Origin of the sequence: Kitasatospora sp. NPDC058478, assembly GCF_042720345.1 — a bacterium.
Classification (GTDB): Bacteria; Actinomycetota; Actinomycetes; order Streptomycetales; family Streptomycetaceae; genus Kitasatospora.
The window spans coordinates 1-25,855 of the sequence record NZ_JBHXML010000106.1 but is presented as its reverse complement, the minus strand read 5'-3'; the positions used below and the strand labels follow the sequence as shown (position 1 = coordinate 25,855).

The window sequence follows — 25,855 nt, the reverse complement described above, 5'->3', positions numbered from 1 at the left end:
TGGTCGCGGCTGCGGGGATGACCCCCCCCCCGGGGCGCGCAGGGGGGGGCCCACGGGGGGCCGCCCGCGGCCCGCCGCGGGGGGGGCGGCCCCCGCCGTCGCCGGTCATGCGGTTATCCGGTCGAGGGCTGCGGGTGGGCCCGACTAAGCTTTCCGACCATGGCGGCCACTGCAGACCACAGCACCACCGGGGCGACCGCCCCGGCGTACTACGTTTCCACCCCGATCTACTACGTCAACGATCGCCCGCACCTGGGCCACGCGTACACCACCGTGGCGGGCGACGTCCTCACCCGCTGGCACCGCCAGCGCGGTGAGAAGGTGTGGTACCTGACCGGCACCGACGAGCACGGTCAGAAGATCATGCGGACCGCCGAGGCCAACGGCGTCAGCCCGCAGGAGTGGTGCGACAAGCTGGTCGAAGAGGCCTGGAAGCCGCTCTGGGAGCACCTGGAGATCGCCAACGACGACTTCATCCGCACCACCCAGCAGCGCCACACCGACCGCGTGCAGGAGTTCGTCCAGGACCTGTACGACAAGGACGAGATCTACAAGGGCGGCTACTCCGGCCCGTACTGCGTCGGCTGCGAGGAGTTCAAGCTCCCGGCCGAACTGCTCGACGGCGCCACCGAGGACGAGAAGCTCTGCGCCGTGCACAAGCGGCCGGTCGAATGGCTGGAGGAGGAGAACTACTTCTTCCGCCTCTCCGCCTACGGCCCGAAGCTGCTGGAGTTCTACGCCGCCAACCCGGACTTCATCCAGCCGGCCTCGGCCCGCAACGAGGTGCTGCGCTTCGTCGAGCAGGACCTGAAGGACCTCTCGATCTCCCGCTCCACCTTCAACTGGGGTGTCCCGCTGCCCTGGGACGAGAAGCACGTCCTGTACGTGTGGGTGGACGCGCTGCAGAACTACATCACCGCGGCCGGCTACGGCAGCGACCCGGAGCGCTTCGCCGAACTGTGGCCGGCCTCCGTCCACCTGGTGGGCAAGGACATCCTGCGCTTCCACGCGGTGATCTGGCCCGCCATGCTGATGGCCGCGGGCCTGCCGCTGCCCAAGCGGGTCGTCGCCAACGGCTGGCTGATGGTCGGCGGCGAGAAGATGTCCAAGTCCAACCTGACCGGCATCTCGCCCACCGACCTCACCTCGCACTTCGGCGTGGACGCCTACCGCTACTACTTCCTGCGGGCGATCCCCTTCGGCACCGACGGCTCGTTCTCCTGGGAGGACTTCACCGCCCGGTACACCTCCGAACTCGCCAACGACTTCGGCAACCTGGCCTCCCGGGTCGCCGCCATGGTCGGCAAGTACTTCGACGGCGCGCTGCCGGCCGCCGCCGCCCCCGGTGACGCCGAGCAGGCCATCGCGGACGGCCTCGCCACGGCCCTCGCCACCGCCGACCGGAAGATCGGCGAGGAGCTGGACTTCGCCGGCGGCCTCGCGGCGATCTTCGAGTTCGTCAAGCAGGTCAACGGCTACCTCACCGAGCAGGAGCCGTGGAAGGTGGCCAAGGACGACTCGGAGCAGGGCCGCGCCCGCCTCGCCACCATCCTCTACACCGCCGCCGAGGCGCTGCGCGGCACCGCCGTCATGCTCAACCCGGTGATGCCGTCCACCGCCGAGAAGCTGTGGACCTCGCTCGGCGCCGAGGCCGGCCTCGGCGCGCTCGCCGCCCAGACCATCGCCACCACCGCCGACTGGGGCCGGCTGCCCGCCGGCAGCACCGTCACCAAGGGCGAGATCCTGTTCCCGCGCCTCGAAGAGAAGCCCGCCTCCTGATGTCTGCCAAGGACGACGCCCGGTCGACCCCGCCGCCACTGCCGCAACCCCTGGCCGTGGCGGTGGCCGACTCGCACACCCACCTCGACATGCAGGCCGGCACCCCGGCCGAGGGACTGGCCCGGGCCGCCTCGGTCGGGGTCACCACGGTCGTCCAGGTGGGCTGCGACGTGCCCGGCTCGCGCTGGGCCGCCGAACTGGCGGCCCAGTACGAGCAGGTGCACGCGGCCGTCGCCCTGCACCCCAACGAGGCGCCGCGGATCTTCCTCGGCGACGCGGACGGCTGGTCCGGCCAGCAGCGGAAGGCGGGCGGCGAGGCCGCGCTGGAGGAGGCCCTCGCCGAGATCGACCGGCTCGCCGCCCTCCCGCAGGTCCGCGCCGTCGGCGAGACCGGCCTCGACTACTTCCGCACCGGCCCCGAGGGCGTCGAGATCCAGAAGGAGTCGTTCCGCCGCCACATCGAGATGGCCAAACGGCACGACAAGGCCCTGGTCATCCACGACCGCGACGCCCACGAGGACGTCATCGCCGTCCTGCTGGCGGAAGGCGCCCCCGAGCGGACGGTCTTCCACTGCTACTCCGGCGACGCCGAGATGGCCAAGGTCTGTGCCGAACACGGCTGGTACCTGTCCTTCGCCGGCCCGGTCACCTTCAAGGCCAACCAGCCGCTGCGCGACGCCCTCGCCGCCACCCCCCTCGACCGCGTCCTGGTCGAGACCGACGCACCCTTCCTCACCCCCCACCCCTACCGCGGCCGGCCCAACGCCCCGTACCTCATCCCGGTCACCGTCCGCTCGATGGCCGACACGCTGGGGCTGCACGAGGACGAGCTGTCCACGGCGATCGCGGAGAACACGGCCCGGGCCTTCGGGTACTGAGCCGGTCGAACGAAAGTCGGATTCCGGCGGAACGATTCGGCACTCCTGCGACGCTGCGATGCTGGCTAGCATGAGTGCAGTGAGGGAGGTGGCGATGACCGCCGAGCCGATCGACGAACCCGTCGAGGACCGCATCGACTGGACACATCCGCCGTCCCAGGGCTGGACGTACGAGCAGGCTCAGAAATTCGACCTGCCGTTCGAATGGGATCTGGTGGACGGAGTCATCGTGGTCCGGGGGCAGACGAACTTCTGGCATGACCTCGTGCGTTCGGGACTGGAGCGAGCGCTGCACAGTGCGTGTGTCGTGCCGTACGCGGTCCTGCCGGAGCGGTGCGTGCTGGTCGACGAGGCCAACACGACCAAGCCGGACGTGGTGGTTTTCGATAAGACCGGCATCGACCCCTTCGCGTTGGACTGCCAGCCGGTCGAGTCCGTGGTGCTGACGGTCGAGGTGGTCTCCAACGGCTCCCGCGCGGACGACCGTTTCCGCAAGCCCGGCCAGTACGCCGAGAAGAAGATCCCGTACTACTGGCGGGTCGAGCGCGGCCTCGACAACCTGCCGATCGTGCACGAGTTCCACCGGGACGACGAGAAGGGCGTCTACCTGCCCGTCGCCCAGCACGAAGGCCTGCTCCGCACCTCGGTGCCGTACCCCGTCGAGATCGACCTCGCCGAGGTCGTCGAACTCTGAGGGCCCCGCGCGCCCGTATCCTTGGCGCGTGAGCACCACCGACCCCACCCCTGACAGCCACCTGCTGGGCGCCGCCGACATTCGGGAGCTGGCGGCCGCGTTCGGCGTGAAGCCGACCAAGCAGCGCGGGCAGAACTTCGTCATCGACGGCAACACCGTGCGGCGGATCGTCCGGGCAGGCGGGGTGACGGCCGAGGACGCGGTGGTCGAGGTCGGGCCCGGACTCGGGTCGCTGACGCTGGCGCTGCTGGAGGTGGCCGCGCACGTCACGGCGGTGGAGATCGACCCGGTGCTGGCACAGCACCTGCCGGCGACCGTCGCGGCCCGGATGCCCGGCAAGGTCGACAGCTTCGACCTGGTGTTCAGCGACGCCATGGAGGTCACCGAGCTGCCCGGGCCGGCGCCGACCGCGCTGGTCGCCAACCTGCCGTACAACGTGGCCGTGCCCGTCCTGCTGCACATGCTGGCGACCTTCCCCAGCATCGAGCGCACCCTGGTGATGGTGCAGGCCGAGGTCGCCGACCGGCTCGCCGCCAAGCCCGGCAACAAGGTGTACGGCGTCCCGTCCGTCAAGGCCAACTGGTACGCCGACGTGAAGCGGTCCGGCGCCATCGGCCGGAACGTGTTCTGGCCCGCCCCCAACGTCGACTCCGGGCTGGTCTCGCTGATCCGCCGCGAGCCGCCGAAGACCACCGCCAGCCGCAGGGAGGTGTTCGCCGTCGTCGACGCCGCGTTCGCCCAGCGGCGCAAGACCCTGCGCGCCGCGCTGGCCGGCTGGGCCGGCTCCGCCGCCGGGGCCGAGCAGGCGCTCGCGGCCGCCGGGATCGACCACAAGCTGCGCGGCGAGATGCTCACGGTGGAGCAGTTCGCCGCGATCGCCGAGCACAAGCCGCAGATTGCCGAGCACAAGCCCGAGATCGCCGAGCACAAGCCCGAGATCGCCGAGCACGAGCCCGAGATCGCCGAGCACGAGCCGGAGGCGGACTCCCAGTGATCACCGTGCGGGTTCCGGCGAAGGTCAACGCCCAGCTCGGGGTGGGCGGACTGCGTGCCGACGGGTTCCACGACCTGGCCAACGTGTTCTTCGCCGTCGCCCTCGGCGACGAGGTCACCGCCACGGCAGGGGAGGGCGTCACGCTCTCCTGCACCGGGCCGGACGCCCACGTCGTACCGCTCGACGACAGCAACCTCGCCGCCCGCGCCGCCCGCCTGCTCGCCGCCCACCACGGCATCGCCGAACCCGGCGTGCACCTGCACATCGCCAAGGCCATCCCGGTCGCCGGCGGCATGGCCGGCGGCAGCGCCGACGGGGCCGCCGCGCTGGTCGCCTGCGACGCGCTCTGGCAGCTCGACACCCCCCTCGACACCCTCCTGGAGCTGGCCGCCGAACTCGGCTCCGACGTGCCGTTCGCCCTGCTCGGCGGCGTCGCGCTGGGCCTCGGCCGGGGCGAGATCCTGCAGCCGCTCACCGTCGACGGAACCTTCCACTGGGTGTTCGCGGTCGCCGACGGCGGCCTCTCCACCCCCGCCGTCTTCCGCGAGTGCGACCGCCTGCGCGAGGAGGCCGGCACCGGCTCCAGCGACACCGATGTCCGCACCCCCGACGCCGACCCCGCGCTGCTCGCCGCCCTCGCCCAGGGCGATGCCGTCGCCCTGGCCGCCGCCCTCGCCAACGACCTCCAGCCCGCCGCCCTCTCGCTGCGCCCCGCGCTCGCCGCCACCCTGCGGGCCGGCACCGAGGCCGGCGCGCTCGGCGCCCTCGTCTCCGGCTCGGGGCCGACCTGCGCGTTCCTCGTCAAGGACGCCGACGCGGCCGCCGCCGTCGCCGAGGCGCTCCGGGCCTCCGGCACCTGCCGGACCGCGCACGCCACGTACGGGCCGGTGCCGGGGGCGGCGCTCGTGCCGTAGGGACCCCGCCAACGTTTCTAAGGGCTTCGCCGGTACGGGGCCCGCCGGTTCGGGCCCCCGCCACTGCGGGCGGTGAGGGCGCTTCGGCGGGCCCATTAGGCTGGGGAGATCGGGGCGTCCCCGACAGGGGTGCCCGGCCGCGACCGGCGGGCCGCCCCGAGACCGCCAATCCCAGGAGCGCAGCAGACGTGGCCGTCAACCTCGCCACCATCGAGTCCGTCACGAAGGTCTACGGCACCCGCGCCCTCCTGGACGGAGTCAGCCTCGGCGTCAGCGAAGGCGACCGGATCGGCGTCGTCGGACGCAACGGCGACGGCAAGACCACCCTGATCCGGATGCTCGCCAAGCTGGAGGAGGTCGACAGCGGCCGGATCACCTGGAACGGCGGCCTTCAGCTGGCCGTCCTCACCCAGCACGACTCGCTCGACCCGACGGCCACCATCCGGCACGAGGTGATCGCCGACCGGGCCGACCACGAGTGGCTCGGCGACGCCCGCATCCGCGACATCGTCGAAGGCCTCTTCGGCGGCCTCGACCTGCCCGGCTTCGCCGACGGCCTCGACACCGTCATCGGCCCGCTCTCCGGCGGCGAGCGCCGCCGGATCGCCCTCGCCAAGCTGCTCCTCGGCTCGCCCGACCTGATCGTCCTCGACGAGCCCACCAACCACCTCGACGTCGAGGGCATCAACTGGCTCGCCCAGCACCTGCAGAAGCGCCGCTCCGCGCTGGTCTGCGTCACCCACGACCGCTGGTTCCTCGACCAGGTCAGCACCCGGATGTGGGACGTCCAGGGCGGCGCCGTGCACGAGTACGAGGGCGGCTACTCCGACTACGTCTTCGCCCGCGCCGAGCGCTCCCGGATCGAGGCCGTCGAGGAGCAGAAGCGCCAGAACCTCGCCCGCAAGGAACTCGCCTGGCTGCGCCGCGGCGCCCCCGCCCGCACCTCCAAGCCGCGCTACCGGATCGAGGCCGCCAACGCCCTGATCGCCGACGTGCCGGAGCCCCGGGACCGGTCCGAGCTGATGAAGTTCGCCAACGCGCGACTGGGCAGGACCGTCTTCGACCTGGAAGGCGTCACCGTCAAGGCCGGCCCCAAGCTGCTGCTGGAGAACCTCACCTGGCAGCTCGGCCCCGGCGAGCGGATCGGCCTGCTCGGCGTCAACGGCGCCGGCAAGACCTCGCTGCTGCGCGCCCTGCGCGACGCGTACGCCTCCGAGGGCGACGTGCAGCCCGCGTCGGGTCTGATCAAGGTCGGCAAGACGGTGCGGCTCGCCTACCTGTCGCAGGAGGTCGTCGAACTGGACCCGGCCATCCGGGTGCTCCAGGCCGTCGAGCAGGTCCGCTCGCGCGTCGACCTCGGCAAGGGCCGGGAGATGAGCGCCGGCCAGCTGTGCGAGCAGTTCGGCTTCGGCAAGGACAAGCAGTGGACGCCCGTCGGCGACCTGTCCGGCGGCGAGCGGCGGCGGCTCCAGCTGCTGCGCCTGCTGATGGACGAGCCCAACGTGCTGTTCCTCGACGAGCCCACCAACGACCTCGACATCGAGACCCTCAACCAGCTGGAGGACCTGCTCGACGGCTGGCCCGGCTCGATGATCGTCATCAGCCACGACCGGTTCTTCATCGAGCGGACCACCGACGTCGTCCACGCGCTGCTCGGCGACCAGAAGATGCGGATGCTGCCGGGCGGCGTCGACGAGTACCTGGAGCGGCGGGCGCGGATGGCCGCCTCGATCGCCGCCGCCGCTTCGGCCGCCTCGGGTGCTTCGACCGCCGCGGCTGCTTCGGCCGCGGCATCGGGCGGCCCGGACGCCGGGACCGCCGCGTCGGCCCTGTCGGGCGGCGACCTGCGGGCGGCGAAGAAGGAGATGCAGAAGATGGAGCGGCAGATCGCCAAGCTGGACCAGAAGGAGTCCAAGCTGCACGCCCAACTCGCCGAGCACGCCGCCGACTTCTCCAAGGTCGCGGAGCTGGACGCGCAGCTGCGCGCCGTCCGGGAGGAGAAGGAGGAGCTGGAGCTGAGCTGGCTGGAGCTGGCCGAGCAGGTCTGAGTCCCGGGGGGCCGGGGGCCCATCCGGGGCATCACCCGGGCCCTACCGGGCCAGCAGGGCCTCCAACTCGTCCGCCGCACGGCCCAGCGCACTGCGCGCCGGGTCGTGCGGCGCCGTCGGGCGGGCCGCCGCCCCGGTCGGCGGGCGGTGCTCGCGGGCCGCGGCCGTCAGCTCGTCCAGCGCCCGGCGCACCCGCCCCACCTCCGCCGGATCCGGCACCCGGCCGCCGTACCGCAGCTGCGCCGCGAACGCCGCCACCGCGCCGCCCAGCCGCTCCAACGCCGCCGTCGCCGGCAGCCACTGCTCCGCCAGCCGCCCCGTCGGCGGCGGCTCGGCCAGCCCCTGCCGCACCTCCTGGCGGGCGTCCTCCAACGCCCGGTACGCCGTGCGGCGCAGCCACACCTCGGCCCGGCCCGCGTCCCCGGTGACCGCGTCCAGATAGGCCCGCAGCGCGGTGGCCGCGTCCACCAGCCGGGGCTCGATCCGGTGCCGCGGACGCTCCGGCCACAGCAGATAGCCGAAGAGCAGCACGATCGCGCTCGCGAGCACCGTGTCCAGCACCCGCGGCCAGAACTCGGCCGCGCTGCTCTGCCCGCCCAACTGGAGCAGGATCAACGCCATCGGCGTCATCGCCACCGTGTTCAGCCCGTAGTGCGCCGCCGTCACGTACGGCAACAGGGCCACGCAGAACGCGGCGATCGCCGTCAGTACCCACGCGTCGGTCGTGAGCGACACCACGGCCGCCGTGACCGCCACCCCGAGCACCGTGCCGATCGAGCGGCTCACCGCCCGCAGGAACACCGAACCGAGATCCGGCTTCAACACGAAGGCGATCGTCATCGGCACCCAGTAGCTCTTGCTGAGCGGGTAGCTGGCCGTCACCGCCGAACCGACCGCGATGCACAACGCCACCCGCAGCCCGTACCGGACCGAGCCGCGCGACAGCAGCCGCACCCGCAGCCGCCACGGATCGGGCGGCGGCGCCGGGGCGGTGGCGACCTCCGCCTCCCGGCCGGCCACGGTGTCGGCCGCCGCGCGCAGCGCCACGTCCAGGGCCTGCCGGGACGGCGTGTCCGGCTGCCACTGCGGAACGGTGACCTCGCCGCCGCCCCGCCGGACCGCGTCCGCCAAGCGGAGCGGCACCTCCGCGACCTCGGGCGGCACCGGCCGCCACGCCCACAACAGGCCCGTCGCCGCCTCGGTGGCGGCCAACGCCGCCTCGTACATCCGGCGCAGCCGAACCGTACGGGCGGACTCCGACCCCGGGCGGTGCGGTCGCGGGAGGAGGTCCTGCAACTGGTTCAACCGGGCCGTCAACACCTGGCGCGAAGCCGCGCCCTGCGGCGTGCCCAGATCGGCCAGCGTCCGGCCGAACGCCTCGTACGCGGCCGCCAGCGCACGGTTGCGCGGATCCGAGGCGGGGCGGCGGTGCGCGCCCCCCGGCAGACCCAGCACCACCACGAACGCGGCACCCGCCAGCATCATCGGCGCCGCCGCCCACCACGGATCCGGCAACGGCATCCCGCTGCCCAACGCCGCCGACACCAGCAGCAGCATCCCCGCCGCCGAACCCCGCGGGCCCGTCGCACTCAGCGCGCCGGACGCGAACGCCGTGAACGTGAGCGCCGCACCGAGCGCGACCGCCGAAACGTGCACGTGCTGGAGGGAAGTGCCGATCAGCATGCCGAGCGCCGAAGCCAGCACCGCCGACGCGATCCGGGGCACCCGCAGGCCACTCGGCTCCGCGCGGTCGTTCATCGTCGCGTGCATCGCGCCCAGACCGGCGAACACCCCCAGATCCAGCCGGTGCGCCAGCAGCCCTGCGGCCAGCGGCACCGCCATGCCCACCGCCGCGCGGGCCATCAGCGCCAGCGGCAACGGCGGCCGGGAAGGACGGGCGGCACGGGCCCACCAGGAGGGGGCGGACTCGTCTGCAGGCATCAGGTCACGTCCGTTCTGCGGCCAGGGGACGCTGCTGTGCGACATTGCGCGGCAGATGGGGGCGTACCCGGCCCAACCGGGCGACGCCAGTCTACCGGGGCCCGGCACGGCACCCCCGAGGGCCGCACGTGTCAAGTTCGTACCGATCCCGCACAGGCGGGCCAAGGGCCCTGCCAGCCCGACAGAGGCGGTGGCTACGATTGCGGAGGCGGAAACCGCCCCCAGGGCGGGCGGTGCACCGACCAGCACTGTACGACCGAGAAGTTGACGGTATGTTGCGGAGCGGCGGCCTCGGGGTTACCCCGAACCACCGCCCGTACGGGGGAGAGGTGAACTGCTATGGCAGGAGAGGTTCCACCGAACACGGGGGCCAGTCCGGACACGTCCGGTGACGTCACGCCATTTATGCTCAGCCACATGATGGGGTTCGGCCCCCTCGTCAGCACCGTGCAGACGAACGTCAGCGCCGCCGACCTGGTGTCCGCCTTCGGCAAGAAGGACGTCAAGGTCGAGCTCGACACGCTCACCGCGTTCGCCAAGAAGATCGAAGCCCTGCTCCAGGCCATGGAAGGCTCCCCGGCGGCCCCGTACAAACTCCAGGAACAGAAACTGACCGGCGGAAGCTTCGCCAGCGCGGAGTTCGCCGAAGCAACGGCCCTGACCGCGGCCTACGACAAGGTGCACACCCAGCTCGTCAAGCTGCACAAGGACTTCGTGTCGCAGATCGAGGCGATGAAGTCCGCGGTCGCGGCGACGGCGGGCAACTACTCGGCCAACGAGGACGACACGACGGCAGCGCAGAACGCCGTCGCGAAGAACGCGGGCGGCACCACGCCGGCGCGGGCCGGCGGCGAGGGCTTCTGATGGTGGTCGGCGAGGGTGCTCACGGGGAAACGGGGAGTAAGTAGTGGCAGACGGAACGAACTTCGAGGGCGTCGGACACGCCCAGCTCAAGAAGATGGTCCAGAGCACCGACCCCACGACGGTGCTGAGTCGCGGCACCCAGCTGAAGTCGGCCGGCCGCGTCCTGAAGGAACTCGGCGCGGCACTCAAATCGCACATCGGCAACGTCAGCTGGGAAGGGCCGGCCGCCGAGAGCTTCAAGACCTGGGCAGGCAACCTGCAGCAGTCCGCCGCGTTGCTCGGTGACTACTCCACAACCGCCGGCGACGCCATGCACCAGGCCGGTGAGGCACTCAGCACCGCCAAGGTGGCCGTGCCGGACGTGCCACACGACGATGTCGACATCGTCAAGGCGCGCTCGACCCAGGGGGTGCCCAACCAGATGGCGCTCACGAGCGCCAACTTCACCCCGACCGGGCCGACCACCGCCACCGTCGACGCCATGATGAAGAAGCAGAACTGCTCCTGGGTCACCGAAACGGAGGCTGTGGCCGCCTCCCAGCGGGTCTACAAGGCCCACCAGGAAGCCATCCACCAGATGGAGAAGCTGGGGCAGGCGTACGAGGCGGCGACAACGAAGCTGGCCGGGCTCGGGGACGTGGCTCTGCCGGGTACGCCGGACACGGGCAATCGCGATGGCAAGTCGAACTACTCGGGTGATGGTGGATACAACGGTAGCTACGGAGGCACCGTTCGTAACGCTCGTACGAGTACCAGTGCCGCCGGTGGGAGTTACCGCCCGTCCGGCGGCAGCTACAGCGGCGGCTCGGTCGCGATTCACAACCCCAGGTCGGACTCGCAGGCGCCGAGTGAGCCGGGACACGGCGACCCGATTCCGCCGCGAAGCGGTGGCCAGGTGCCGTCGACGCCGGTGGACCCGGGCTCCTCGACGCCGCCCTCTGTGCCGTCGGAACCTGTTCACCGTCCCGGTACCGGTCTTGACAGCCTGCCGACCGTGCCGACCCTGCCAGGTCAGACCGGCCCGCTCGGCCCCAGTGGTGGTGGAAGCCTTCCGCCTGACGGTCCGAGTGGGATTCCCGGATACCCGGGTGGCCCCGGTGGTACCCCGGGATATCCGAGTGGTCCGGGTGGTGGCCCGGTGACCGGTTTCCCGGTCGGGGCCGGCGGCGGCTCGATCCCGGCCAAGGGTGGTGGCGGATCCGTCTCAGGCAAGGGCGGAGGCTCGACCCCCGCCCGTACGGCTCCGTTCGGCGGTGGCTCGGTGCCGGGAAAGTCCGGTGGCAGCCCGGGTCTGCCCAGCGGGACGGTCTTCGGCGCGCGCGAGGCCCAGGCGGGCCGGGCGGGAGCGGCCGGCAGCGCGGGCGGGGTGGGCGGCATGCATCCGGGGATGGGCGGTGGTTCCGGAGCCGTTGGTTCGGGCGGCAGCTCACGGGGCCGGGGCCTGACCTCGACCGGAGGAGGGGCGGTCGGCGGCCGCAAGGGACCGGCTGCCGGCGGGGAGTTCACGCCGGGTGGTACGGGCCTGCGTAACCGGGCTGCTGCTGCGGGAGCCGTTGAGGGCGAAGCCCGCTCCGGGCAGAACGGCATGATGGCCCCTGGAACGGCGGGTCACTCCGGGCGGAACGAGCGCGATCGCCGCAAGCGGGCCGACTACCTCCACGAGGACGAGGAGACCTGGACCAGCGGTACGCCGCACAGCAACCCGGACGTGATTGAGTAGGACGGCAACGACTGCCCGGCCACGGGGCTCTCCCGGTGGCCGGGCAGACCTGTTCGGGGCACGCTCCCCGGTCGACGGAGAGATTGACGAGGAGTTGCGATGGGGCGGACGAACACGCGAGTGCGTTGGCAGATGCTTGCTGCGGCACTCCTGGCCGGGGCGGCTTTGGTCGGCGCAGTCGAAGTCCCAGCGGTTGCCGATGGTTCGATCCGGGCGGATCAGTGGCATCTGGACGCCATGCATGCGTCGGAGATGTGGAAGATCTCCAAAGGCGATGGGATTACTGTTGCAGTGATCGACGGCGGTTTCAAGATGGATCATCCGGATCTCGTGGGGCAGTTTTTGCCGGGTATGGACTTTAGCGGCAGCCCTGGTGGGGTCGGGTTCGATCCTGAGGGGCATGGAACACAGATGGCCAGCCTCATTGCGGGGTCTGGAAAGGCAAAAGGCGGGAACGGAGCTTACGGACTGGCGCCGGGAGTAAAGATCCTTCCGTTGAAGATTTCCAATGGGACCGATGGGGCGCTTGTCTCTGCCGATTTCCTTGGCCAGATTGGGCAGGCCATCACCTATGCGGTCGAGCAGGGTGTAAAGGTCATCAACATCTCGCAGGGAATTTCTGCGGTCAGGACATCGCCTAGCGATGTGGCCAAGTTGAATTCAATCATTGCGATGGCGAGGGCAAAGGGTTCGCTGATTGTTTCCAGTGTTGGCAACTCTGCACAGTCAGGAAATCTGGTCGAGTATCCGGGAGCGCTGCCCAACGTCGTAGGGGTGGGGGCGGTTGGCCGCGATGTCATTGCGACGGCAGAGTCTCAGCAGGGTCCACAAGTCATTCTTGCTGCTCCTGGTGTAGACATGATCGAGGCCTGTACTGGCCCTACCGGCTATTGCAAGAGTCATGGCACTTCGGATTCCACTGCACTGGTTTCTGCGTCGGCTGCATTGATCTGGTCTATTCACAGGGATTGGTCGGCGAATCAGGTTCTGCGGGTGTTGATCAATACGGCCGGGAAGCCGACTGATGGATCCGTCCGCAACAACGATGTCGGCTATGGCGTAGTGCGGCCTCGGGTCGCTCTGGCGGACCCTGGTGATCCCGGCCCGGCGGACGTGTCTCCGGTTCCGGCGGCGGAGACTGTGCCTTCGGCCAGCCCGTCCGCGCCTGCGAGCCCGTCGGCCACTTCGGCGCCCTCGCCGAGTTCGGCGGCTCCGAGTCCGAGTGATGTGGTCGTGGGGGCGCCGCCGGTGGAGCCGAGGGCGCCGAAGTCCGCTGGTTCGGGTGGTGCGTTGCCGGTCGTGGCCGGTGTGGTGGGTGGGTTGGTGCTGGTCGCCGGTGTGGTGTTCGTCGTGTTGCGGCGGCGGAAGGCGGGTGGGCGGCCTGTGGTGCCGCCGGGGGAGAACCCGTACGTGCGGTGATCTGGGCGCCTGCGCTGGTGTGCGCCGCCGGTGTTGAGCCGGGGGCGCGTGGGGTGGGGGTGTGCGCGGGGGTCACTCGGGTGGGGGCTGGTGGCGGGGCTGGCTGGTGTCCAGGGTGGTGGTATGGATGCGGAGGAAGCCCGGCGGGCGGGGCAGTTGAGGCGTGCGGCGGCTGCGGCGCTGATCGGTACGGCGATCGAGTTCTACGACTTCTTTTTGTACGGGACGGCGGCGGCCTTGGTGTTCGGGTCGGTGTTCTTTCCTGAACTGGGCACGGTGGGAGCGCTGTTGGCGGCGTTCTCGGTGTATGCGGTGGCGTTCTTGGCCCGGCCGCTGGGGGCGGTGGTGTTCGGGCATTTCGGGGACCGGGTGGGGCGGAAGGCGACGCTGGTGGTGTCGCTGTTGTTGATGGGGCTGTCGACGGCGGCGGTGGGGGTGTTGCCGGGGTTCGGGTCGTGGGGGTGGTGGGCGCCGGCGGCCCTGGTGGTGTTGCGGGTGTGTCAGGGCGTGGGGTTGGGCGGGGAGTGGGGCGGGGCGGCGCTGCTGATTGCGGAGAACGCGCCGGCCGGGCGGCGGGGGCGGTACGGGGCGTTCCTGCAGTTGGGGCCGACGAGCGGGTTCGTGTTGGCGAACGGGGTGTTCCTGGCGGTCCAACTCGGCCTGGACGGGCGGGCGTTCCGGGAGTGGGGCTGGCGGGTGCCGTTCCTGGCGTCGTTGGGGCTGGTGGCGGTGGGGCTGTTCGTGCGGCTGCGGTTGGAGGAGACGCCGCTGTTCCGGCCGGACGAGCCGAGGGACCGGGCGCCGGTGGTGGAGGTGTTGCGCGGGCACTGGCGCACGGTGCTGCTGGGCTGTGGGGCGATCACCGTGGGGTACGCGCTGTTCTACCTGACCACGACGTACGCGTTGGCGTACGCGACGTCCGGGCTCGGGGTGGCGAGTTCGCTGGTGTTGGTGATGCTGCTGGTGGGCGCGCTGGGCATGGGCGTGACGGTGTGGGTGAGCGCGTCGCGCAGTGACGGGTGGGGGCGGCGGCGGACGCTGTGCTGGGCGACGGGTCTGGCGGCGGGGTGGTCGCTGGTGCTGTTCCCGTTGTTGGAGACGGTGCGCCGGCCGTTGATGTTCGTGGCGCTGGCGGGTGCGCTGGTGGTGCTGGGGTGCCTGATGGGGCCGGTGGCGGCGTTCCTGCCGGAGTTGTTCCCGACCCGGGTGCGGTACACGGGTGCCGCGTTGACGTACAACCTGGGCGGCGTGGTGGGCGGGGCGACGACGCCGCTGGTGGCGACGCGGCTGACGGAGGCGTACGGGACGGCGGAGCCGGTCGGCTGGTACCTGGTGGGGTTGGGCGTGGTGGCGCTGGGCTGCCTGTGGCTGCTGCCGGAGACCGGCGGCGCGGAGTTGGGGGCGGTGGACGGCGGACGCCGCCGGGCGCCCCTCCTGGGGGCGGACCCGGCGGCGTAGGTGCCGACCGTGCGGTGCGGTCAGCCGGCGAGGGCGGCGCGGCCGGCCAGCACGACGGCGGTGTGCTGGGCGACCCGCTCGCCGAGGTACTCGGCGGTCGCGATGTCGGCCTTGTGCACGGCCTCGGGGCCGGCGTCGGACGGGCTGGAGGCGGCGGCGCCGTTGAAGAAGCCGAGGCGGTTGAGGTCGTTCTCGGTGGCGGTGGTGGCGTTCCAGCCGGGCTTGAGGCCGAGGTTGACCCAGCTCATGGCGTGCTGGGCGGCGAGGGTCTGGAAGAAGCCGAGGGTTCCGGCCTTGTCGCCGCTCTTGGAGGCGGAGTTGGTGAAGCCGGCGGCGACCTTGTCCCGCCAGGCGTCGGAGAACCAGCGCTTGCTGGTGGCCTCGGCGAAGACGTGGAAGGCGCCGGAGGCGGTGCCCATGTAGGTGGGGGAGCCGAAGACGATCGCGTCGGCGGCGTCGAGCTGGGCCCACTGCTCGTCGGTGATGGTGTCGACGGCGATCGAGACGACCTCGGCGCCGGCGGCGGCGGCGCCGCGGGCGACGGCCTCGGCGATGACGGCGGTGTGGCCGTAGCCGGAGTGGTAGGCGAGGGCGACGGTCGGGCGGATGGCGGTCATACGGGGGCACTCCTGTACGGGAACGGGTGCGGGCAGGGGCAAGGCAAGGCAGGGACAAGCCGAGGAGCGACGGCGGGGCGTGCTGTCGCACCTCGACCCGCCGGGCTGGTCTCCAATATAGACCAAGTCTCCATTGGTTACCAAGGGTGGATTGGAGACCGCAGGGCTACCCTGGACGGCATGACGACGGAGGAAGCGGCCCGGGTGGAGAGCGGCACCGGGCGGCAGGGGCAGGAGCGGGAGGGCGGGCAGGACCGGGAGCAGGAGCTCGACGTCTTCGCCCAGCTCTGTCCCAGCCGCGCGATGTTCGCCGAACTGGCCGACAAGTGGTCGATGTTGATCCTGATGAGCCTCGCCGCCTGCGGGCAGCAGCGGTTCTCCGAACTGCAGCGCGGCGTCGGCGGGGTCAGTCGCAAGATGCTCACCCAGTCGCTGCGCAGCCTGGAGCGCAGCGGACTGGTGCGCCGCACCGTGTTCCCGGAGACGCCGCCGCGGGTGGTCTACGACCTGCTGCCGCTCGGCCGGGAGCTGGCCGTGCTGCTGGCGCCGCTCGGCCGGTGGACGGAGCGGCGAACCGGGCAGATGCTGGCCGCCCGCGAGGAGTTCGACGAGACGCACGCCGAAGGCTGACCGCGCGCGTACCGAAGGCTGACCGGGCCCGTGCCGAAGGCGCACCGAGGGTCGGGTGCCCGCCCGCCGGGGGTCGGTCCGGCATGCGCCGGGGCCGCGGAGCCGATTTCCCTTCCGGGCCGCCAGCCGTGTAATGTCTTCCTTGTTCGACCGGCCCGGTGAAAGCCCGGCAAGCCCCTATAGCTCAGTCGGTAGAGCGTCTCCATGGTAAGGAGAAGGTCTGCGGTTCGATTCCGCATGGGGGCTCCATTCGAAGGCCCTCGCTTCATGGCGAGGGCCTTTTGCTGTTCCCCGATCAGGCCGTCCGGTCCAAGACGGCGGCCCAGTGCGGCGGCCGAACGCGGCGGCCTAGCGGGTCGGGTACGGAATGCGCTGTGATGGTGCGTCATCGGCCGCCCGCCCATGGGGTGCGGGCGCGAGCCGAACCCCGACCGGGAGGGCGTCATGGGCGTTCGACTCGTGGTGGTCGACGATCACCGGCTGTTGGCCGAGGCGCTGGCCACGGCGTTGCAGTTGCGCGGCCACCGGGTGCTCGCGGTCGGCTGCCCGGCCGGGGTCGCGGCTGATCTGGTGGTCGGCCGGCGGCCGGAGGTGTGTCTGCTGGGGGTGGCCGCGCCGAGTGAGCCGGCGGCTTTCGACGGGCTGCGCCGGATCCGCCGGGAGCGCCCCGAGGTGGCCGTGATCGTGCTCGGGCCGGTGGGTGAACTGCGCGGTGTGGCGGGGGCGTTCGCGGCCGGGGCGGCGGGGTACGTGCCGAGCGACGAGCGGATCGGGGTGGTCGAGCGGGCGATCGGGCGGGCTCGGGCGGGCGAGGCGGCGGTGGCCGTGGACGTGCTGCGCGGGGCCTTCGACCAGTTGCTGCGGCCGGTCGCCGAGCCGGACGACGAGGCGGTGCGGCTGCTGCGGTTGCTGACCCGTCGTGAGGTGCAGGTGCTGGCCCGGATCGCGGACGGGGAGGACACGGCGGCGATCGCCGCCGGGATGCGGATCGCCGCGAGCACCGCCCGGACGCACGTCCAGCGGGTGCTGATGAAGCTCGGTGCGCGGACCCGGCTGGAGGCGGCCGCGGTGGCGGCCCGTACCGGGCTGCTGGAGCGGATGGCCGGCGGCTGAGGGGGGCTCGGGTTTCGTGAAACCGGCTCCCGGGTGGCCCGTTCACGTGGTCCTGGGCACTCCGGCGGGCAGGGAGAATAGCCTCAGTCGTACACACGTCATCGACGGCCGCCGCTGATCCGGCGGACCGTCGCCCGCTGGAGGTCTCATCATGAGTAAGTACCTGGTCACGGGTGGCGCCGGCTACGTCGGCAGCGTGGTGGCCGCCCACCTGCTGGAGGCGGGGCACCAGGTGACCGTCCTGGACGATCTCTCCACCGGTTTCCGTGAGGGCGTCCCGGTCGGTGCCGAGTTCGTCGAGGGTCGGGTCCAGGAGGCCGGCCGGGTGCTGGACGGTTCCTTCGACGGCGTGCTGCACTTCGCCGCCTCCTCGCAGGTCGGCGAGTCGGTCGTGGACCCGGAGAAGTACTGGCGCAACAACGTGGCGGGGTCGCTGGAGCTGGTCGCGGCGATGCGCGCGGCGGGTGTGCGCAAGCTGGTGTTCTCGTCCACCGCCGCCGTCTACGGTGAGCCGGAGGTCGTGCCGATCGCGGAGACCGCCCGCACCTCGCCGACCAACGCCTACGGCGCCACCAAGCTCGCCGTGGACCACCTGATCACCAGCGAGGCCGTCGCGCACGGGCTGGCCGCCGTCTCGCTGCGCTACTTCAACGTGGCCGGTGCGTACGGCGCGTACGGGGAGCGCCACGACCCCGAGTCGCACCTGATCCCGCTGGTGTTCCAGGCGGCGCTGGGTCAGCGCCCGCACATCGCGGTGTACGGCGAGGACTACCCGACCCCGGACGGCACCTGCATCCGCGACTACATCCACGTCGCGGACCTGGCCGACGCGCACCTGCTGGCGCTGGACGCGGCCAAGCCGGGCGAGCACCTGATCTGCAACCTGGGCAACGGCAGCGGCTTCTCGGTGCGCGAGGTGATCGAGTCGGTCCGGCGTGTCACCGGCCGGGAGATCCCGGTGCAGGCGGCCGGCCGCCGGGCCGGCGACCCGGCCGTGCTGGTGGCCTCGGCGGCCCGCGCCCACGAGGCGCTGGGCTGGACGCCGCGCCGCCCGAACCTGGACGACATCGTCGCGGACGCCTGGAAGTTCGCCCTGGAGAAGCACGGCCAGTAGGCCGCAGGACCCCGCAGGCGCCGCTCCCGGAGGTTCGGGGGCGGCGCCTCGGCGTTGCCCGCTTCGACCGGTGATGGCGTGAAATCCCGCCACTCGCGCACCTCCTGACGAAACTTCACCAAACCGCCACGATGGGGTTTCCCGGCCCGTACGCTGAGTGCGGTACCGGTGGGGGCCGGCGCCCTTTTTCGGCCTCACCGGCCACCGGTGGGCGGGCGGAGTGACGGGCCCGGACCGCGGGTGCCGGGGCCGGTCCCCGCCCCCGGGCTCGGGCCGGTCTGAGCAGGGGGGTAGTGACGATGGGGCGGATCCGCGTCCTGGTGGTCGACGACCACCGGATCTTCGCCGAGGCCCTGGCCGCGGCGCTCGCCGCCGAGCCCGACGTGGAGGTGGGGGCGGCCGGCAGCGGGGCCGCCGCCGAGCGGGCGCTGGAGCGTGCCGCCGTCGAGGGGCGGGCCTTCGACGTGGTCCTGATCGACGCCGACCTGGGGGCCGAGGGCGTCGCTTCGGCGGGTGCCCGGAGCCGGCCCGGCCCGGACACGGCCGACGCGGCCCGGCGGCGGCTGGCCCCGGCGGTGCCGCCGCCCCGCCACCCGGTCGGCCCGCCGGTGGTGCCGTCCGGCGGGCGCTCGGTGGACCTGCTGCGCCCGGGTGGGCGGGGCGCGGATCCGGCCCGCTCCGACGTGTACCGGGCCGACCAGCTCAGAACCGCGCCTCCGGCACCGGACGGCATCACCCTGCTCGCCCGGGTCCGCCGCGCCCATCCGGGGCTGCGGGCGGTCGTGCTGGCCGCCGCCGACGATCCGCACCGCGCCGCCCGGGCCCTGCACGCGGGCGCCACCGGCTGGGTGGCCAAGGAGAGTTCGCTGGCCCGGCTGCTCGCCGTGGTCCGGGGGGTGCTGCGGGACGAGACGCACCTGCCGCCCGCGCTGCTGACCGGGGTGATCCGCGAGCTGACCACCGCTCGGCGGGACCGCACCGAGAGCGAGCGGCTGGTCGACACCCTGACCCCGCGGGAGAAGCAGATCCTGCGCTGCATGGTGGCGGGCCTGGGTCGGCAGGCGGTCGCGGAGCGGCTCTACCTGTCGCCGCACACCGTCCGGACGCACATGCAGAACGTGCTCGGCAAGCTCGGGGTGCACTCCACGCTGGCCGCGGTCGCGGTGGCCCGCCGGGCCGGGGTCAGCCCGGCCGAGCCGGCCCTGCCGGCGCCGCCGTCCATCGTGACCGCGGTGGACCGGACGTGAGCTCCGGGGCCCGGATCAGCCCGGGATGTTGTCGAACGGGGCGACCAGCTGCCGCAGGAGCGCGGCGAGTTCGCCCCGCTGGCCGGAGCTGAGCTGGGCGAGCAGTTCGCGTTCGTGCGCGAGCAGTCCGGCGAGTGCCTGGTCGGCGCGGTCGCGGCCGTCGTCGGTGAGCCGGACGAGCACGCCGCGCCGGTCGTCCGGGTCGGGCAGGCGCTTGACCAGGCCCTTGCCGGTGAGGCGGTCGATGCGGTTGGTCATGGTGCCGGAGGTGACCAGGGTCTGGGTGAGCAGCTGGCCGGGGGAGAGCTGGTAGGGGGAGCCGGCCCGGCGCAGGGCGGTCAGGACGTCGAACTCCCAGGGCTCCAGCCCGTGCTCGGCGAAGGCGGTGCGGCGGGCGCGGTCGAGGTGCCGGGCGAGCCTGCTGACCCGGCTGAGTACCTCCAGCGGCTCCACGTCGAGGTCGGGGCGCTCTCGGCGCCACGCTGCGACCAGCCTGTCGACCTCGTCCTCCATGACGATCAGTGTATCGGTGGATGTGTCGATGTGAAGTCTCTTGACGTCGAGAAATGTGCCAGCAAGGCTACCTGGGATATCTTGATGTCGAGATACTTGTGAGGTGGACCATGACCAGTCCCGTCTGGGACCCGGCGCAGTACCTGCGCTTCGCGGACGAACGCACCCGTCCGCTGCGCGACCTGCTCGCCCGCGTCCCCGCCCTCCCGAATCCGGGCGATCCCGTGATCCTCGACATCGGCTGCGGCCCCGGCAACTCCACCGCCGTGCTGCGCGCACGCTGGCCGCACGCCCGCCTCACCGGCGTCGACAACTCCGCCCCGATGCTCGCCACCGCCCGCACCGACGGTGAGCCCACCGCCGACTACCTGCTCGCCGACGCCCGCGACTACGACCCGGCCCCGGCCGGACCCGACCTGATCGTCTCCAACGCCACGCTGCAGTGGATCGACGGCCACCTCGACCTCGTCCCGCGCTGGGCCGGGGCCCTGCGGCCCGGCGGTACCGTCGCCTTCCAGGTCCCCGGCAACTTCGACGCCCCCAGCCACACCCTGCTCGCCGAACTCCGGCGCAGCCCCCGCTGGCGCGGCCTCCTCGGCGACGACGCCGCCAGGGCCGGCGTCCACCCGCCCGAGCGCTACCTGGACGCCCTCACCGCCGCCGGCTGCACGCCCGACGTCTGGGAGACCACGTACCGCACTCTGCTCCCGGGCCCGGACCCGGTCCTCGCCTGGGTCAAGGGCACCGCCCTGCGCCCCGTCCTCACCCGGCTGACCGACCCCGCCCGCCAGGCCGCCTTCCTCGCCGAGTACGGGGCGCTCCTGCGCGAGGCCTACCCGGCCGGACCGCACGGCACCGTCTTCCCGTTCCGGCGGATCTTCGCCGTCGGGACCAGGGCCTGATGCGGGGCGGGAAGGTCTGATGCGGGGCGGGCGGGCCTGATGCGGGGCGGGAGGGCCGACGGTCCTTCCGCCCGCAGGTCAGTCCTTGCGCCCGCCGACCAGCCTCGGGTGCCGCTCCAGGCCCTCCAGCCCGTGCCAGGCCAGGTTCACCAGGTGCGCCGCGACCTGAGCCTTGTCCGGCTTGCGGACCTCCAGCCACCACTGCCCGGTCAGTGCCACCATGCCGACCAGCATCTGCGAGTACATCGGGGCCAGTCGCGCGTCGAAGCCCCGGGACTTGAACTCCAGGCCGAGGATGTCCTCCACCTGCGTCGCGATGTCGCTGATCAGTGACGCGAAGGTGCCGGTCGACTGGGCCACCGGGGAGTCCCGGACCAGGATCCGGAAGCCGTCCGTCGAGGTGTCGATGTAGTCCATCAGCGCGAACGCGGCCTGCTCCAGCAGCTCCCGCGAGTGCCCGCCGGTCAGCGCCCCCGTGACCATGTCCAGCAGCAGCTGCATCTCGCGGTCCACCACCACCGCGTACAGCCCCTCCTTGCCGCCGAAGTGCTCGTACACCACCGGCTTCGACACCCCGGCCCGCTCGGCGATCTCCTCCACCGAGGTGCCGTCGTAGCCGCGCTCCGCGAACACCGTCCGCCCGATCTCCAGCAGCTGCTCCCGCCGTTGCTTGCCGGTCATCCGGACCCGCCCGCCCCGGCGGCGCGGCGCCGGGGCGGGCGCACCACCCCCCGAGGCGCCCCCGCCCGCCGGTGCAGCGGTTCGCGGACGGGTCGGCGCCGCGTCGGGCGCCGCGTCCGTCCGCGTGCTCTGGTGGCCGCCTGTGCTGTCTGCGCTGCTCCCGTTCACCCCTACATCATGCTGGAAGCGACGACTCATGCGGCGCGGCGGGCGGCGATCCGTTGTGCGTCCGGCCAACGGACGTCCCGGACCCAGCCGGCCAGCTCGAACCAGCGGATCAGCCGGGCCGAGGAGTCGATCTGCCCGCGCAGCACCCCGTGCCGGGCGGCCGTCGGGTCCGCGTGGTGCAGGTTGTGCCAGGACTCGCCGCAGGAGAGCACCGCCAGCCACCAGACGTTGCCCGAGCGGTCCCGGGAGCGGAACGGGCGGCGGCCGACGGCGTGGCAGATCGAGTTGATCGACCAGGTGACGTGGTGCAGCAGGGCCACCCGGACCAGCGATCCCCAGAAGAAGGCGGACAGCGCGCCCGACCAGGACAGCGTCACCAGCCCGCCGACCAGCGGGGGGAGCAGCAGCGAGATCATGGTCCAGAGCCAGAACAGCCGGGAGATCCGCCGTATGGCCGGATCGCGGACGAGGTCCGGCGCGTACGTGAGCTGCGGGGTCTGCTCCTCGTCGAACATCCAGCCCATGTGCGCCCACCACAGGCCCTTGAGCAGGGCGGGGAGGCTCTCCCCGTAGCGCCACGGCGAGTGCGGGTCGCCGTCCTTGTCGCTGAACCGGTGGTGCTTGCGGTGGTCGGCCACCCAGCGTACCAGCGGGCCCTCGACCGCCAGGCTGCCGGCGATCGCGAGGGCGAGCCGCATCGGGCGGTTGGCCTTGAACGCGCTGTGGGTGAAGTAGCGGTGGTAGCCGACGGTGATGCCGTGGCAGGTGAGGAAGTACATGGCGACGGTGATCGCCGCGTCCGTCCACCCCAGTCCCCACCCCCAGGCCACCGGTACGGCGGCCAGCAGCGCGGTGAACGGCAGGAGGATGAACAGCCCGAGCGCGAGCCGTTCGGCGAGGCCCTGCTTCTCCCCGCCGCGGGTGGCGGACAGCCGGGTGGCGGCGGTGTCGGTGGGATCGGGGGATTCGGTGGGAAGCGCGGCGTTCCCCGCGCTCGGCTCGCCGGCCTTGGTGGTCATGGGCGTCCCTTTGCGGCATCTCTGTGCGGGAGGGAGGAGCGGAGGCTACGTTGGCGTAACCTACGGCATCGTAGGTTGCGCTCCGTGGCGAAGGGAACACGCCGCCGCACGGCGCTTGAGTGAATTCACCCGACTGGATGGATGAACCGGCGGCCCGGCTTGTTCGACCGTTTCCGGCGGATCGGGGCCTGCGGATCGCGGCAGTTGATACCCATGGCAGGGTCGACTCGGGTAGGGTCTGAGCAACCATCCGCCGTGGTGTAATGGCAGCACAGGGCCCTTTGGAGGCCTTTGTCTGGGTTCGAATCCTAGCGGCGGAGCCTCTGCACGCCTCAGGTTCGGGCGTACCGCCGAACCGCCGGTATTGTCGGTGCTGCTCGGCGGACTGTGCGAATGGCGACCGGCCTCGGTCCGGTCCGGGCCCGTTCTGCCCGCTCTGTGAACCGACCGAGGAGCCTCCCCGCATGGGTGCCAATTCGCTTGCCGCCGTTGTCGTGCTCGCCGCCGGTGGCGGGACCCGGATGAAGTCGAACAAGCTGCCCAAGGTGCTGCACGAGGTCTGCGGCCGGTCGCTGGTGGGTCATGCCGTCTCGGCGGCCCGCGAACTGACGCCGGAACAGCTCGTCGTGGTGGTCGGACACCAGCGGGACCAGGTCCAGGAGCACCTCGCGGCGCACTACCCGGCGGCCCGCCCGGTGGTGCAGGAGGACCAGAAGGGCACCGGGCACGCGGTGCGCACGGCGCTGGAGGCGCTGGCCGCCGACGGCGTGGTGCTGGACGGCACGGTGATCGTCACCGCCGGGGACTCCCCGCTGCTGACCGGGGACACGCTGCGCCGCCTGGCGAAGGCCCACGCCGCCCAGGACAACGGGGTCACCGTGCTGACCGCCGTCGTCCCCGAGCCCTTCGGCTACGGCCGGATCCTGCGGGACGAGGACGGCACCGTCGCCGCGATCGTCGAGGAGCGGGACGCCACCGCCGTCCAGCGCTCGATCGCCGAGATCAACTCGGGCGTCTTCGCCTTCGACGCCAAGCTGCTGGTCGAGGCGCTGGCCGAGCTCACCACGGACAACTCGCAGGGCGAGGAGTACCTCACCGACACCCTGGAGATCCTGCGCACCGCCGGGCACCGGGTGGGCGCCGTGGTCGCGGAGGACCACCGGGACATCCTGGGCATCAACGACCGGGTGCAGCTCGCGCAGGCCCGCCGGCTGCTGAACGACCGCCTGCTGGAGCGGGCGATGCGGGCCGGCGTCACCGTGGTGGACCCGGCGACCACCTGGATCGACGTGCAGGTGACGTACGAGCCGGACGCCCTCGTGCTGCCGAACACCCAGCTGCAGGGCGCCACCCACCTGGGCGAGGGCTGCGAGGTCGGCCCGAACTCGACCCTGACCGACACCCTGATCGGCGCCGGCGCCCGTGTGAGCAACACCACGGCGGACCGCGCCGAGGTGGGCGAGCTGGCCACCGCCGGCCCGTACGCCTACCTGCGGCCGGGGGCCAAGCTGGCCCGCAAGGCGAAGGTCGGCACCTACGTCGAGGTGAAGAACTCCGAGCTGGGCGAGGGCGCCAAGGTGCCGCACCTCTCCTACATCGGGGACACCACGATCGGCGAGGGCACCAACGTCGGCGCGGCCTCGGTCACCGTGAACTACGACGGCGTCAACAAGCACCGCACGGTGATCGGTGCGCACTGCCGCACCGGCTCCGACAACATGTTCATCGCCCCGGTGACGATCGGGGACGGCGCCTACACCGCGGCCGGTTCGGTCATCACCACCGACGTCCCGCCGGGCGCGCTCGGAGTGAGTCGGGCGCACCAGCGCAACATCGACGGCTGGGTGGAGCGCAAGCGCCCGGGGACCACCTCCGCGCAGGCCGCGAAGGCCGCGACGGACGGGGCCGCGGACGCCTGACGGGGCGGGCGGGAGCCCGAGGGCGGTCCCGGGGCGGACGGTTTCTGCGTGGGCGCGTAACCTTGGGGACATACGTGCGCCACTGGGCTTACGGCCCGTGTCCAGGCGTACCGACAATTCCCCCGACCCCTCGTGCGAGCCGGCTGCGCCTGCCCGCACGGGACGACGGGGTTCAGCGTCAGCAACGCGAGGAGACGGTGCAGTGAGCGGGATCACGACGTCGGGTGAGAAGAAACTCAAGCTCTTCTCCGGCCGTGCCCACCCGGAACTGGCGAGGGAGGTGGCCGAGGCGCTCGGGACCGAGCTCGTCCCGACCAAGGCCCTGGACTTCGCCAACGGCGAGATCTACGTCCGCTTCCTGGACTCCGCCCGCGGCGCGGACTGCTTCGTGATGCAGAGCCACACGGCTCCCATCAACCAGTGGATCATGGAACAGCTGATCATGATCGATGCGCTGAAGCGGGCCTCCGCCAAGAGCATCACCGCGATCCTGCCGTTCTACGGGTACGCCCGCCAGGACAAGAAGCACCTGGGCCGCGAGCCCATCTCGGCGCGCCTGGTCGCCGACCTGCTGCGCCAGGCGGGCGCCGACCGGCTGATGGCTGTGGACCTGCACACCGCGCAGATCCAGGGCTTCTTCGACGGCCCGGTGGACCACCTGTTCGCGCTGCCGATGCTGGCGGACTACGTGGGCGGGAGGGTGGACCGCTCCAAGCTGACCATCGTGTCGCCGGACGCCGGCCGGGTGAAGGTGGCCGACCAGTGGTGCGACCGGCTGGACGCGCCGCTGGCGATCATCCACAAGCGCCGCGACATGACCCAGGCCAACACCATCCTGTCGGCCGAGGTCGTCGGTGACGTCAAGGACCGGGTCTGCGTCCTGGTCGACGACATGATCGACACCGCCGGCACGATCTGCGCCGCGGCTGACGCGCTGTTCGACAACGGTGCGGCGGACGTCCTGGTGGCGGCCACCCACGGCGTGCTCTCCGGCCCGGCCGCGGACCGGCTGAAGAACTCGCGGGTCAGCGAGTTCGTGTTCACCAACACGCTGCCGACCCCGGGGCAGATCCAGCTGGACAAGATCACCACGCTGTCCATCGCCCCCTCGATCGCGGCCGCGATCCGCGAGGTGTTCGAGGAGGGTTCGGTCACGAGCCTCTTCGAGGGCGTGCACTGACGAAGCCCGACGGCGGCGGCCCCGGTCCGGATCGGACCGGGGC

22 protein-coding genes and 2 tRNA genes are annotated in these 25,855 nt (G+C 72.1%); 19 read left to right on the top strand and 5 right to left on the bottom strand.

The window, feature by feature from the left end; translation table 11 throughout:
* The first annotated feature begins 159 nt into the window (after positions 1-159).
* The 6 genes from metG to ACFWPT_RS38200 all read left to right on the top strand — a co-directional run bounded on the left by metG (position 160) and on the right by ACFWPT_RS38200 (position 7,307).
* Complete coding sequence (metG, locus tag ACFWPT_RS38225; protein WP_363619213.1) at positions 160-1,779, top strand: methionine--tRNA ligase; 1,620 nt, start codon at positions 160-162, stop codon at positions 1,777-1,779.
* Positions 1,779-2,657 (top strand): TatD family hydrolase, encoded by an 879-nt coding sequence (locus tag ACFWPT_RS38220; protein ID WP_063348066.1) that lies wholly within the window; start codon positions 1,779-1,781, stop codon positions 2,655-2,657. Before metG ends, ACFWPT_RS38220 begins: the two co-directional genes overlap by 1 nt.
* A 70-nt stretch (positions 2,658-2,727) precedes the next feature.
* On the top strand, positions 2,728-3,351 hold the full coding sequence (locus ACFWPT_RS38215) for a Uma2 family endonuclease (protein ID WP_380487491.1): 624 nt from the start codon (positions 2,728-2,730) through the stop codon (positions 3,349-3,351).
* A gap of 28 nt (positions 3,352-3,379) precedes the next feature.
* Positions 3,380-4,345, top strand: coding sequence for a 16S rRNA (adenine(1518)-N(6)/adenine(1519)-N(6))-dimethyltransferase RsmA (rsmA, locus tag ACFWPT_RS38210; RefSeq protein WP_380487488.1), 966 nt, complete (start codon positions 3,380-3,382; stop codon positions 4,343-4,345).
* Positions 4,342-5,259 carry a 4-(cytidine 5'-diphospho)-2-C-methyl-D-erythritol kinase gene (locus ACFWPT_RS38205; protein ID WP_063348063.1) on the top strand — a complete coding sequence of 306 codons (918 nt, stop codon included), beginning with the start codon at positions 4,342-4,344 and terminating at the stop codon, positions 5,257-5,259. The genes rsmA and ACFWPT_RS38205 overlap by 4 nt, the downstream gene beginning before the upstream one ends.
* 188 nt (positions 5,260-5,447) lie before the next feature.
* Positions 5,448-7,307: an ABC-F family ATP-binding cassette domain-containing protein gene (locus ACFWPT_RS38200; RefSeq protein ID WP_380378955.1), complete on the top strand. Its 1,860-nt coding sequence runs from the start codon at positions 5,448-5,450 to the stop codon at positions 7,305-7,307.
* A gap of 42 nt (positions 7,308-7,349) precedes the next feature.
* Here ACFWPT_RS38200 and ACFWPT_RS38195 read toward each other — a convergent pair whose 3' ends face one another.
* Positions 7,350-9,248 (bottom strand): FUSC family protein, encoded by a 1,899-nt coding sequence (locus ACFWPT_RS38195; protein ID WP_380487485.1) that lies wholly within the window; start codon positions 9,246-9,248, stop codon positions 7,350-7,352.
* Positions 9,249-9,665: 417 nt separating this feature from the next.
* Between ACFWPT_RS38195 and ACFWPT_RS38190 the strand changes: the two genes are divergently transcribed.
* The 4 genes from ACFWPT_RS38190 to ACFWPT_RS38175 all read left to right on the top strand — a co-directional run bounded on the left by ACFWPT_RS38190 (position 9,666) and on the right by ACFWPT_RS38175 (position 14,709).
* Positions 9,666-10,112, top strand: coding sequence for a hypothetical protein (locus tag ACFWPT_RS38190; protein WP_380487483.1), 447 nt, complete (start codon positions 9,666-9,668; stop codon positions 10,110-10,112).
* Between the two features lie 43 nt (positions 10,113-10,155).
* Complete coding sequence (locus ACFWPT_RS38185) at positions 10,156-11,832, top strand: WXG100 family type VII secretion target (RefSeq protein WP_380487480.1); 1,677 nt, start codon at positions 10,156-10,158, stop codon at positions 11,830-11,832.
* 99 nt (positions 11,833-11,931) lie between these two features.
* Positions 11,932-13,251 carry a S8 family serine peptidase gene (locus tag ACFWPT_RS38180; protein ID WP_380487478.1) on the top strand — a complete coding sequence of 440 codons (1,320 nt, stop codon included), beginning with the start codon at positions 11,932-11,934 and terminating at the stop codon, positions 13,249-13,251.
* A 90-nt stretch (positions 13,252-13,341) separates the two neighbouring features.
* On the top strand, positions 13,342-14,709 hold the full coding sequence (locus ACFWPT_RS38175; protein ID WP_380487476.1) for an MFS transporter: 1,368 nt from the start codon (positions 13,342-13,344) through the stop codon (positions 14,707-14,709).
* Between the two features lie 20 nt (positions 14,710-14,729).
* On the opposite strand, the gene ACFWPT_RS38170 is transcribed toward ACFWPT_RS38175, so the two are convergent.
* Positions 14,730-15,326, bottom strand: a complete 597-nt coding sequence (locus ACFWPT_RS38170) for a flavodoxin family protein (RefSeq protein ID WP_063348057.1) — start codon at positions 15,324-15,326, stop codon at positions 14,730-14,732.
* A 180-nt stretch (positions 15,327-15,506) separates the two neighbouring features.
* Here ACFWPT_RS38170 and ACFWPT_RS38165 point away from each other — a divergent pair, with 180 nt between their 5' ends.
* The 5 genes from ACFWPT_RS38165 to ACFWPT_RS38145 all read left to right on the top strand — a co-directional run bounded on the left by ACFWPT_RS38165 (position 15,507) and on the right by ACFWPT_RS38145 (position 19,430).
* Complete coding sequence (locus ACFWPT_RS38165) at positions 15,507-15,956, top strand: winged helix-turn-helix transcriptional regulator (RefSeq protein WP_380487474.1); 450 nt, start codon at positions 15,507-15,509, stop codon at positions 15,954-15,956.
* A gap of 173 nt (positions 15,957-16,129) precedes the next feature.
* A tRNA-Thr gene (locus tag ACFWPT_RS38160) sits at positions 16,130-16,205 on the top strand.
* 195 nt (positions 16,206-16,400) lie between these two features.
* Positions 16,401-17,069 (top strand): LuxR C-terminal-related transcriptional regulator, encoded by a 669-nt coding sequence (locus ACFWPT_RS38155; RefSeq protein ID WP_063348056.1) that lies wholly within the window; start codon positions 16,401-16,403, stop codon positions 17,067-17,069.
* A gap of 151 nt (positions 17,070-17,220) precedes the next feature.
* Positions 17,221-18,183 carry a UDP-glucose 4-epimerase GalE gene (gene galE, locus ACFWPT_RS38150; RefSeq protein ID WP_063348055.1) on the top strand — a complete coding sequence of 321 codons (963 nt, stop codon included), beginning with the start codon at positions 17,221-17,223 and terminating at the stop codon, positions 18,181-18,183.
* Between the two features lie 299 nt (positions 18,184-18,482).
* Positions 18,483-19,430, top strand: a complete 948-nt coding sequence (locus tag ACFWPT_RS38145; protein ID WP_380487472.1) for a LuxR C-terminal-related transcriptional regulator — start codon at positions 18,483-18,485, stop codon at positions 19,428-19,430.
* A gap of 15 nt (positions 19,431-19,445) precedes the next feature.
* Here the strand turns inward: ACFWPT_RS38145 and ACFWPT_RS38140 are convergent, their stop codons facing one another.
* Complete coding sequence (locus ACFWPT_RS38140) at positions 19,446-19,943, bottom strand: MarR family winged helix-turn-helix transcriptional regulator (protein ID WP_188307908.1); 498 nt, start codon at positions 19,941-19,943, stop codon at positions 19,446-19,448.
* Between the two features lie 110 nt (positions 19,944-20,053).
* On the opposite strand from ACFWPT_RS38140, the gene ACFWPT_RS38135 reads away from it, so the two are divergent.
* Positions 20,054-20,845: a methyltransferase domain-containing protein gene (locus tag ACFWPT_RS38135; protein WP_380487470.1), complete on the top strand. Its 792-nt coding sequence runs from the start codon at positions 20,054-20,056 to the stop codon at positions 20,843-20,845.
* A gap of 78 nt (positions 20,846-20,923) precedes the next feature.
* Here the strand turns inward: ACFWPT_RS38135 and ACFWPT_RS38130 are convergent, their stop codons facing one another.
* Positions 20,924-21,526, bottom strand: a complete 603-nt coding sequence (locus tag ACFWPT_RS38130) for a TetR/AcrR family transcriptional regulator (protein WP_063348051.1) — start codon at positions 21,524-21,526, stop codon at positions 20,924-20,926.
* A 194-nt stretch (positions 21,527-21,720) separates the two neighbouring features.
* A complete protein-coding gene (locus ACFWPT_RS38125; RefSeq protein WP_380345641.1) occupies positions 21,721-22,713 on the bottom strand; it encodes an acyl-CoA desaturase in 993 nt (330 codons plus the stop codon).
* A gap of 249 nt (positions 22,714-22,962) precedes the next feature.
* On the opposite strand from ACFWPT_RS38125, the gene ACFWPT_RS38120 reads away from it, so the two are divergent.
* The 3 genes from ACFWPT_RS38120 (at position 22,963) to ACFWPT_RS38110 (ending at position 25,812) form a co-directional block, all read left to right on the top strand.
* Positions 22,963-23,033 (top strand) — tRNA-Gln (locus tag ACFWPT_RS38120).
* Positions 23,034-23,177: 144 nt separating this feature from the next.
* Positions 23,178-24,632 carry a bifunctional UDP-N-acetylglucosamine diphosphorylase/glucosamine-1-phosphate N-acetyltransferase GlmU gene (gene glmU, locus ACFWPT_RS38115; protein WP_380378968.1) on the top strand — a complete coding sequence of 485 codons (1,455 nt, stop codon included), beginning with the start codon at positions 23,178-23,180 and terminating at the stop codon, positions 24,630-24,632.
* A gap of 202 nt (positions 24,633-24,834) precedes the next feature.
* Positions 24,835-25,812, top strand: a complete 978-nt coding sequence (locus ACFWPT_RS38110) for a ribose-phosphate diphosphokinase (protein ID WP_063348048.1) — start codon at positions 24,835-24,837, stop codon at positions 25,810-25,812.
* Positions 25,813-25,855 lie beyond the last annotated feature (43 nt).

What these genes read in the sequence shown, in the direction of transcription:
- ACFWPT_RS38170 (WP_063348057.1), bottom strand. Translation starts at nt 15,326, where the DNA reads ATGACCGCCATCCGCCCGACCGTCGCCCTCGCCTACCACTCCGGCTAC.
- ACFWPT_RS38145 (WP_380487472.1), top strand. Translation starts at nt 18,483, where the DNA reads ATGGGGCGGATCCGCGTCCTGGTGGTCGACGACCACCGGATCTTCGCC.
- ACFWPT_RS38130 (WP_063348051.1), bottom strand. Translation starts at nt 21,526, where the DNA reads ATGACCGGCAAGCAACGGCGGGAGCAGCTGCTGGAGATCGGGCGGACG.
- glmU (WP_380378968.1), top strand. Translation starts at nt 23,178, where the DNA reads ATGGGTGCCAATTCGCTTGCCGCCGTTGTCGTGCTCGCCGCCGGTGGC.
- ACFWPT_RS38135 (WP_380487470.1), top strand. Translation starts at nt 20,054, where the DNA reads ATGACCAGTCCCGTCTGGGACCCGGCGCAGTACCTGCGCTTCGCGGAC.
- ACFWPT_RS38165 (WP_380487474.1), top strand. Translation starts at nt 15,507, where the DNA reads ATGACGACGGAGGAAGCGGCCCGGGTGGAGAGCGGCACCGGGCGGCAG.
- metG (WP_363619213.1), top strand. Translation starts at nt 160, where the DNA reads ATGGCGGCCACTGCAGACCACAGCACCACCGGGGCGACCGCCCCGGCG.
- ACFWPT_RS38140 (WP_188307908.1), bottom strand. Translation starts at nt 19,943, where the DNA reads ATGGAGGACGAGGTCGACAGGCTGGTCGCAGCGTGGCGCCGAGAGCGC.
- ACFWPT_RS38220 (WP_063348066.1), top strand. Translation starts at nt 1,779, where the DNA reads ATGTCTGCCAAGGACGACGCCCGGTCGACCCCGCCGCCACTGCCGCAA.
- galE (WP_063348055.1), top strand. Translation starts at nt 17,221, where the DNA reads ATGAGTAAGTACCTGGTCACGGGTGGCGCCGGCTACGTCGGCAGCGTG.
- ACFWPT_RS38195 (WP_380487485.1), bottom strand. Translation starts at nt 9,248, where the DNA reads ATGCCTGCAGACGAGTCCGCCCCCTCCTGGTGGGCCCGTGCCGCCCGT.
- ACFWPT_RS38190 (WP_380487483.1), top strand. Translation starts at nt 9,666, where the DNA reads ATGATGGGGTTCGGCCCCCTCGTCAGCACCGTGCAGACGAACGTCAGC.
- ACFWPT_RS38215 (WP_380487491.1), top strand. Translation starts at nt 2,728, where the DNA reads ATGAGTGCAGTGAGGGAGGTGGCGATGACCGCCGAGCCGATCGACGAA.
- ACFWPT_RS38155 (WP_063348056.1), top strand. Translation starts at nt 16,401, where the DNA reads ATGGGCGTTCGACTCGTGGTGGTCGACGATCACCGGCTGTTGGCCGAG.
- ACFWPT_RS38180 (WP_380487478.1), top strand. Translation starts at nt 11,932, where the DNA reads ATGGGGCGGACGAACACGCGAGTGCGTTGGCAGATGCTTGCTGCGGCA.
- ACFWPT_RS38125 (WP_380345641.1), bottom strand. Translation starts at nt 22,713, where the DNA reads ATGACCACCAAGGCCGGCGAGCCGAGCGCGGGGAACGCCGCGCTTCCC.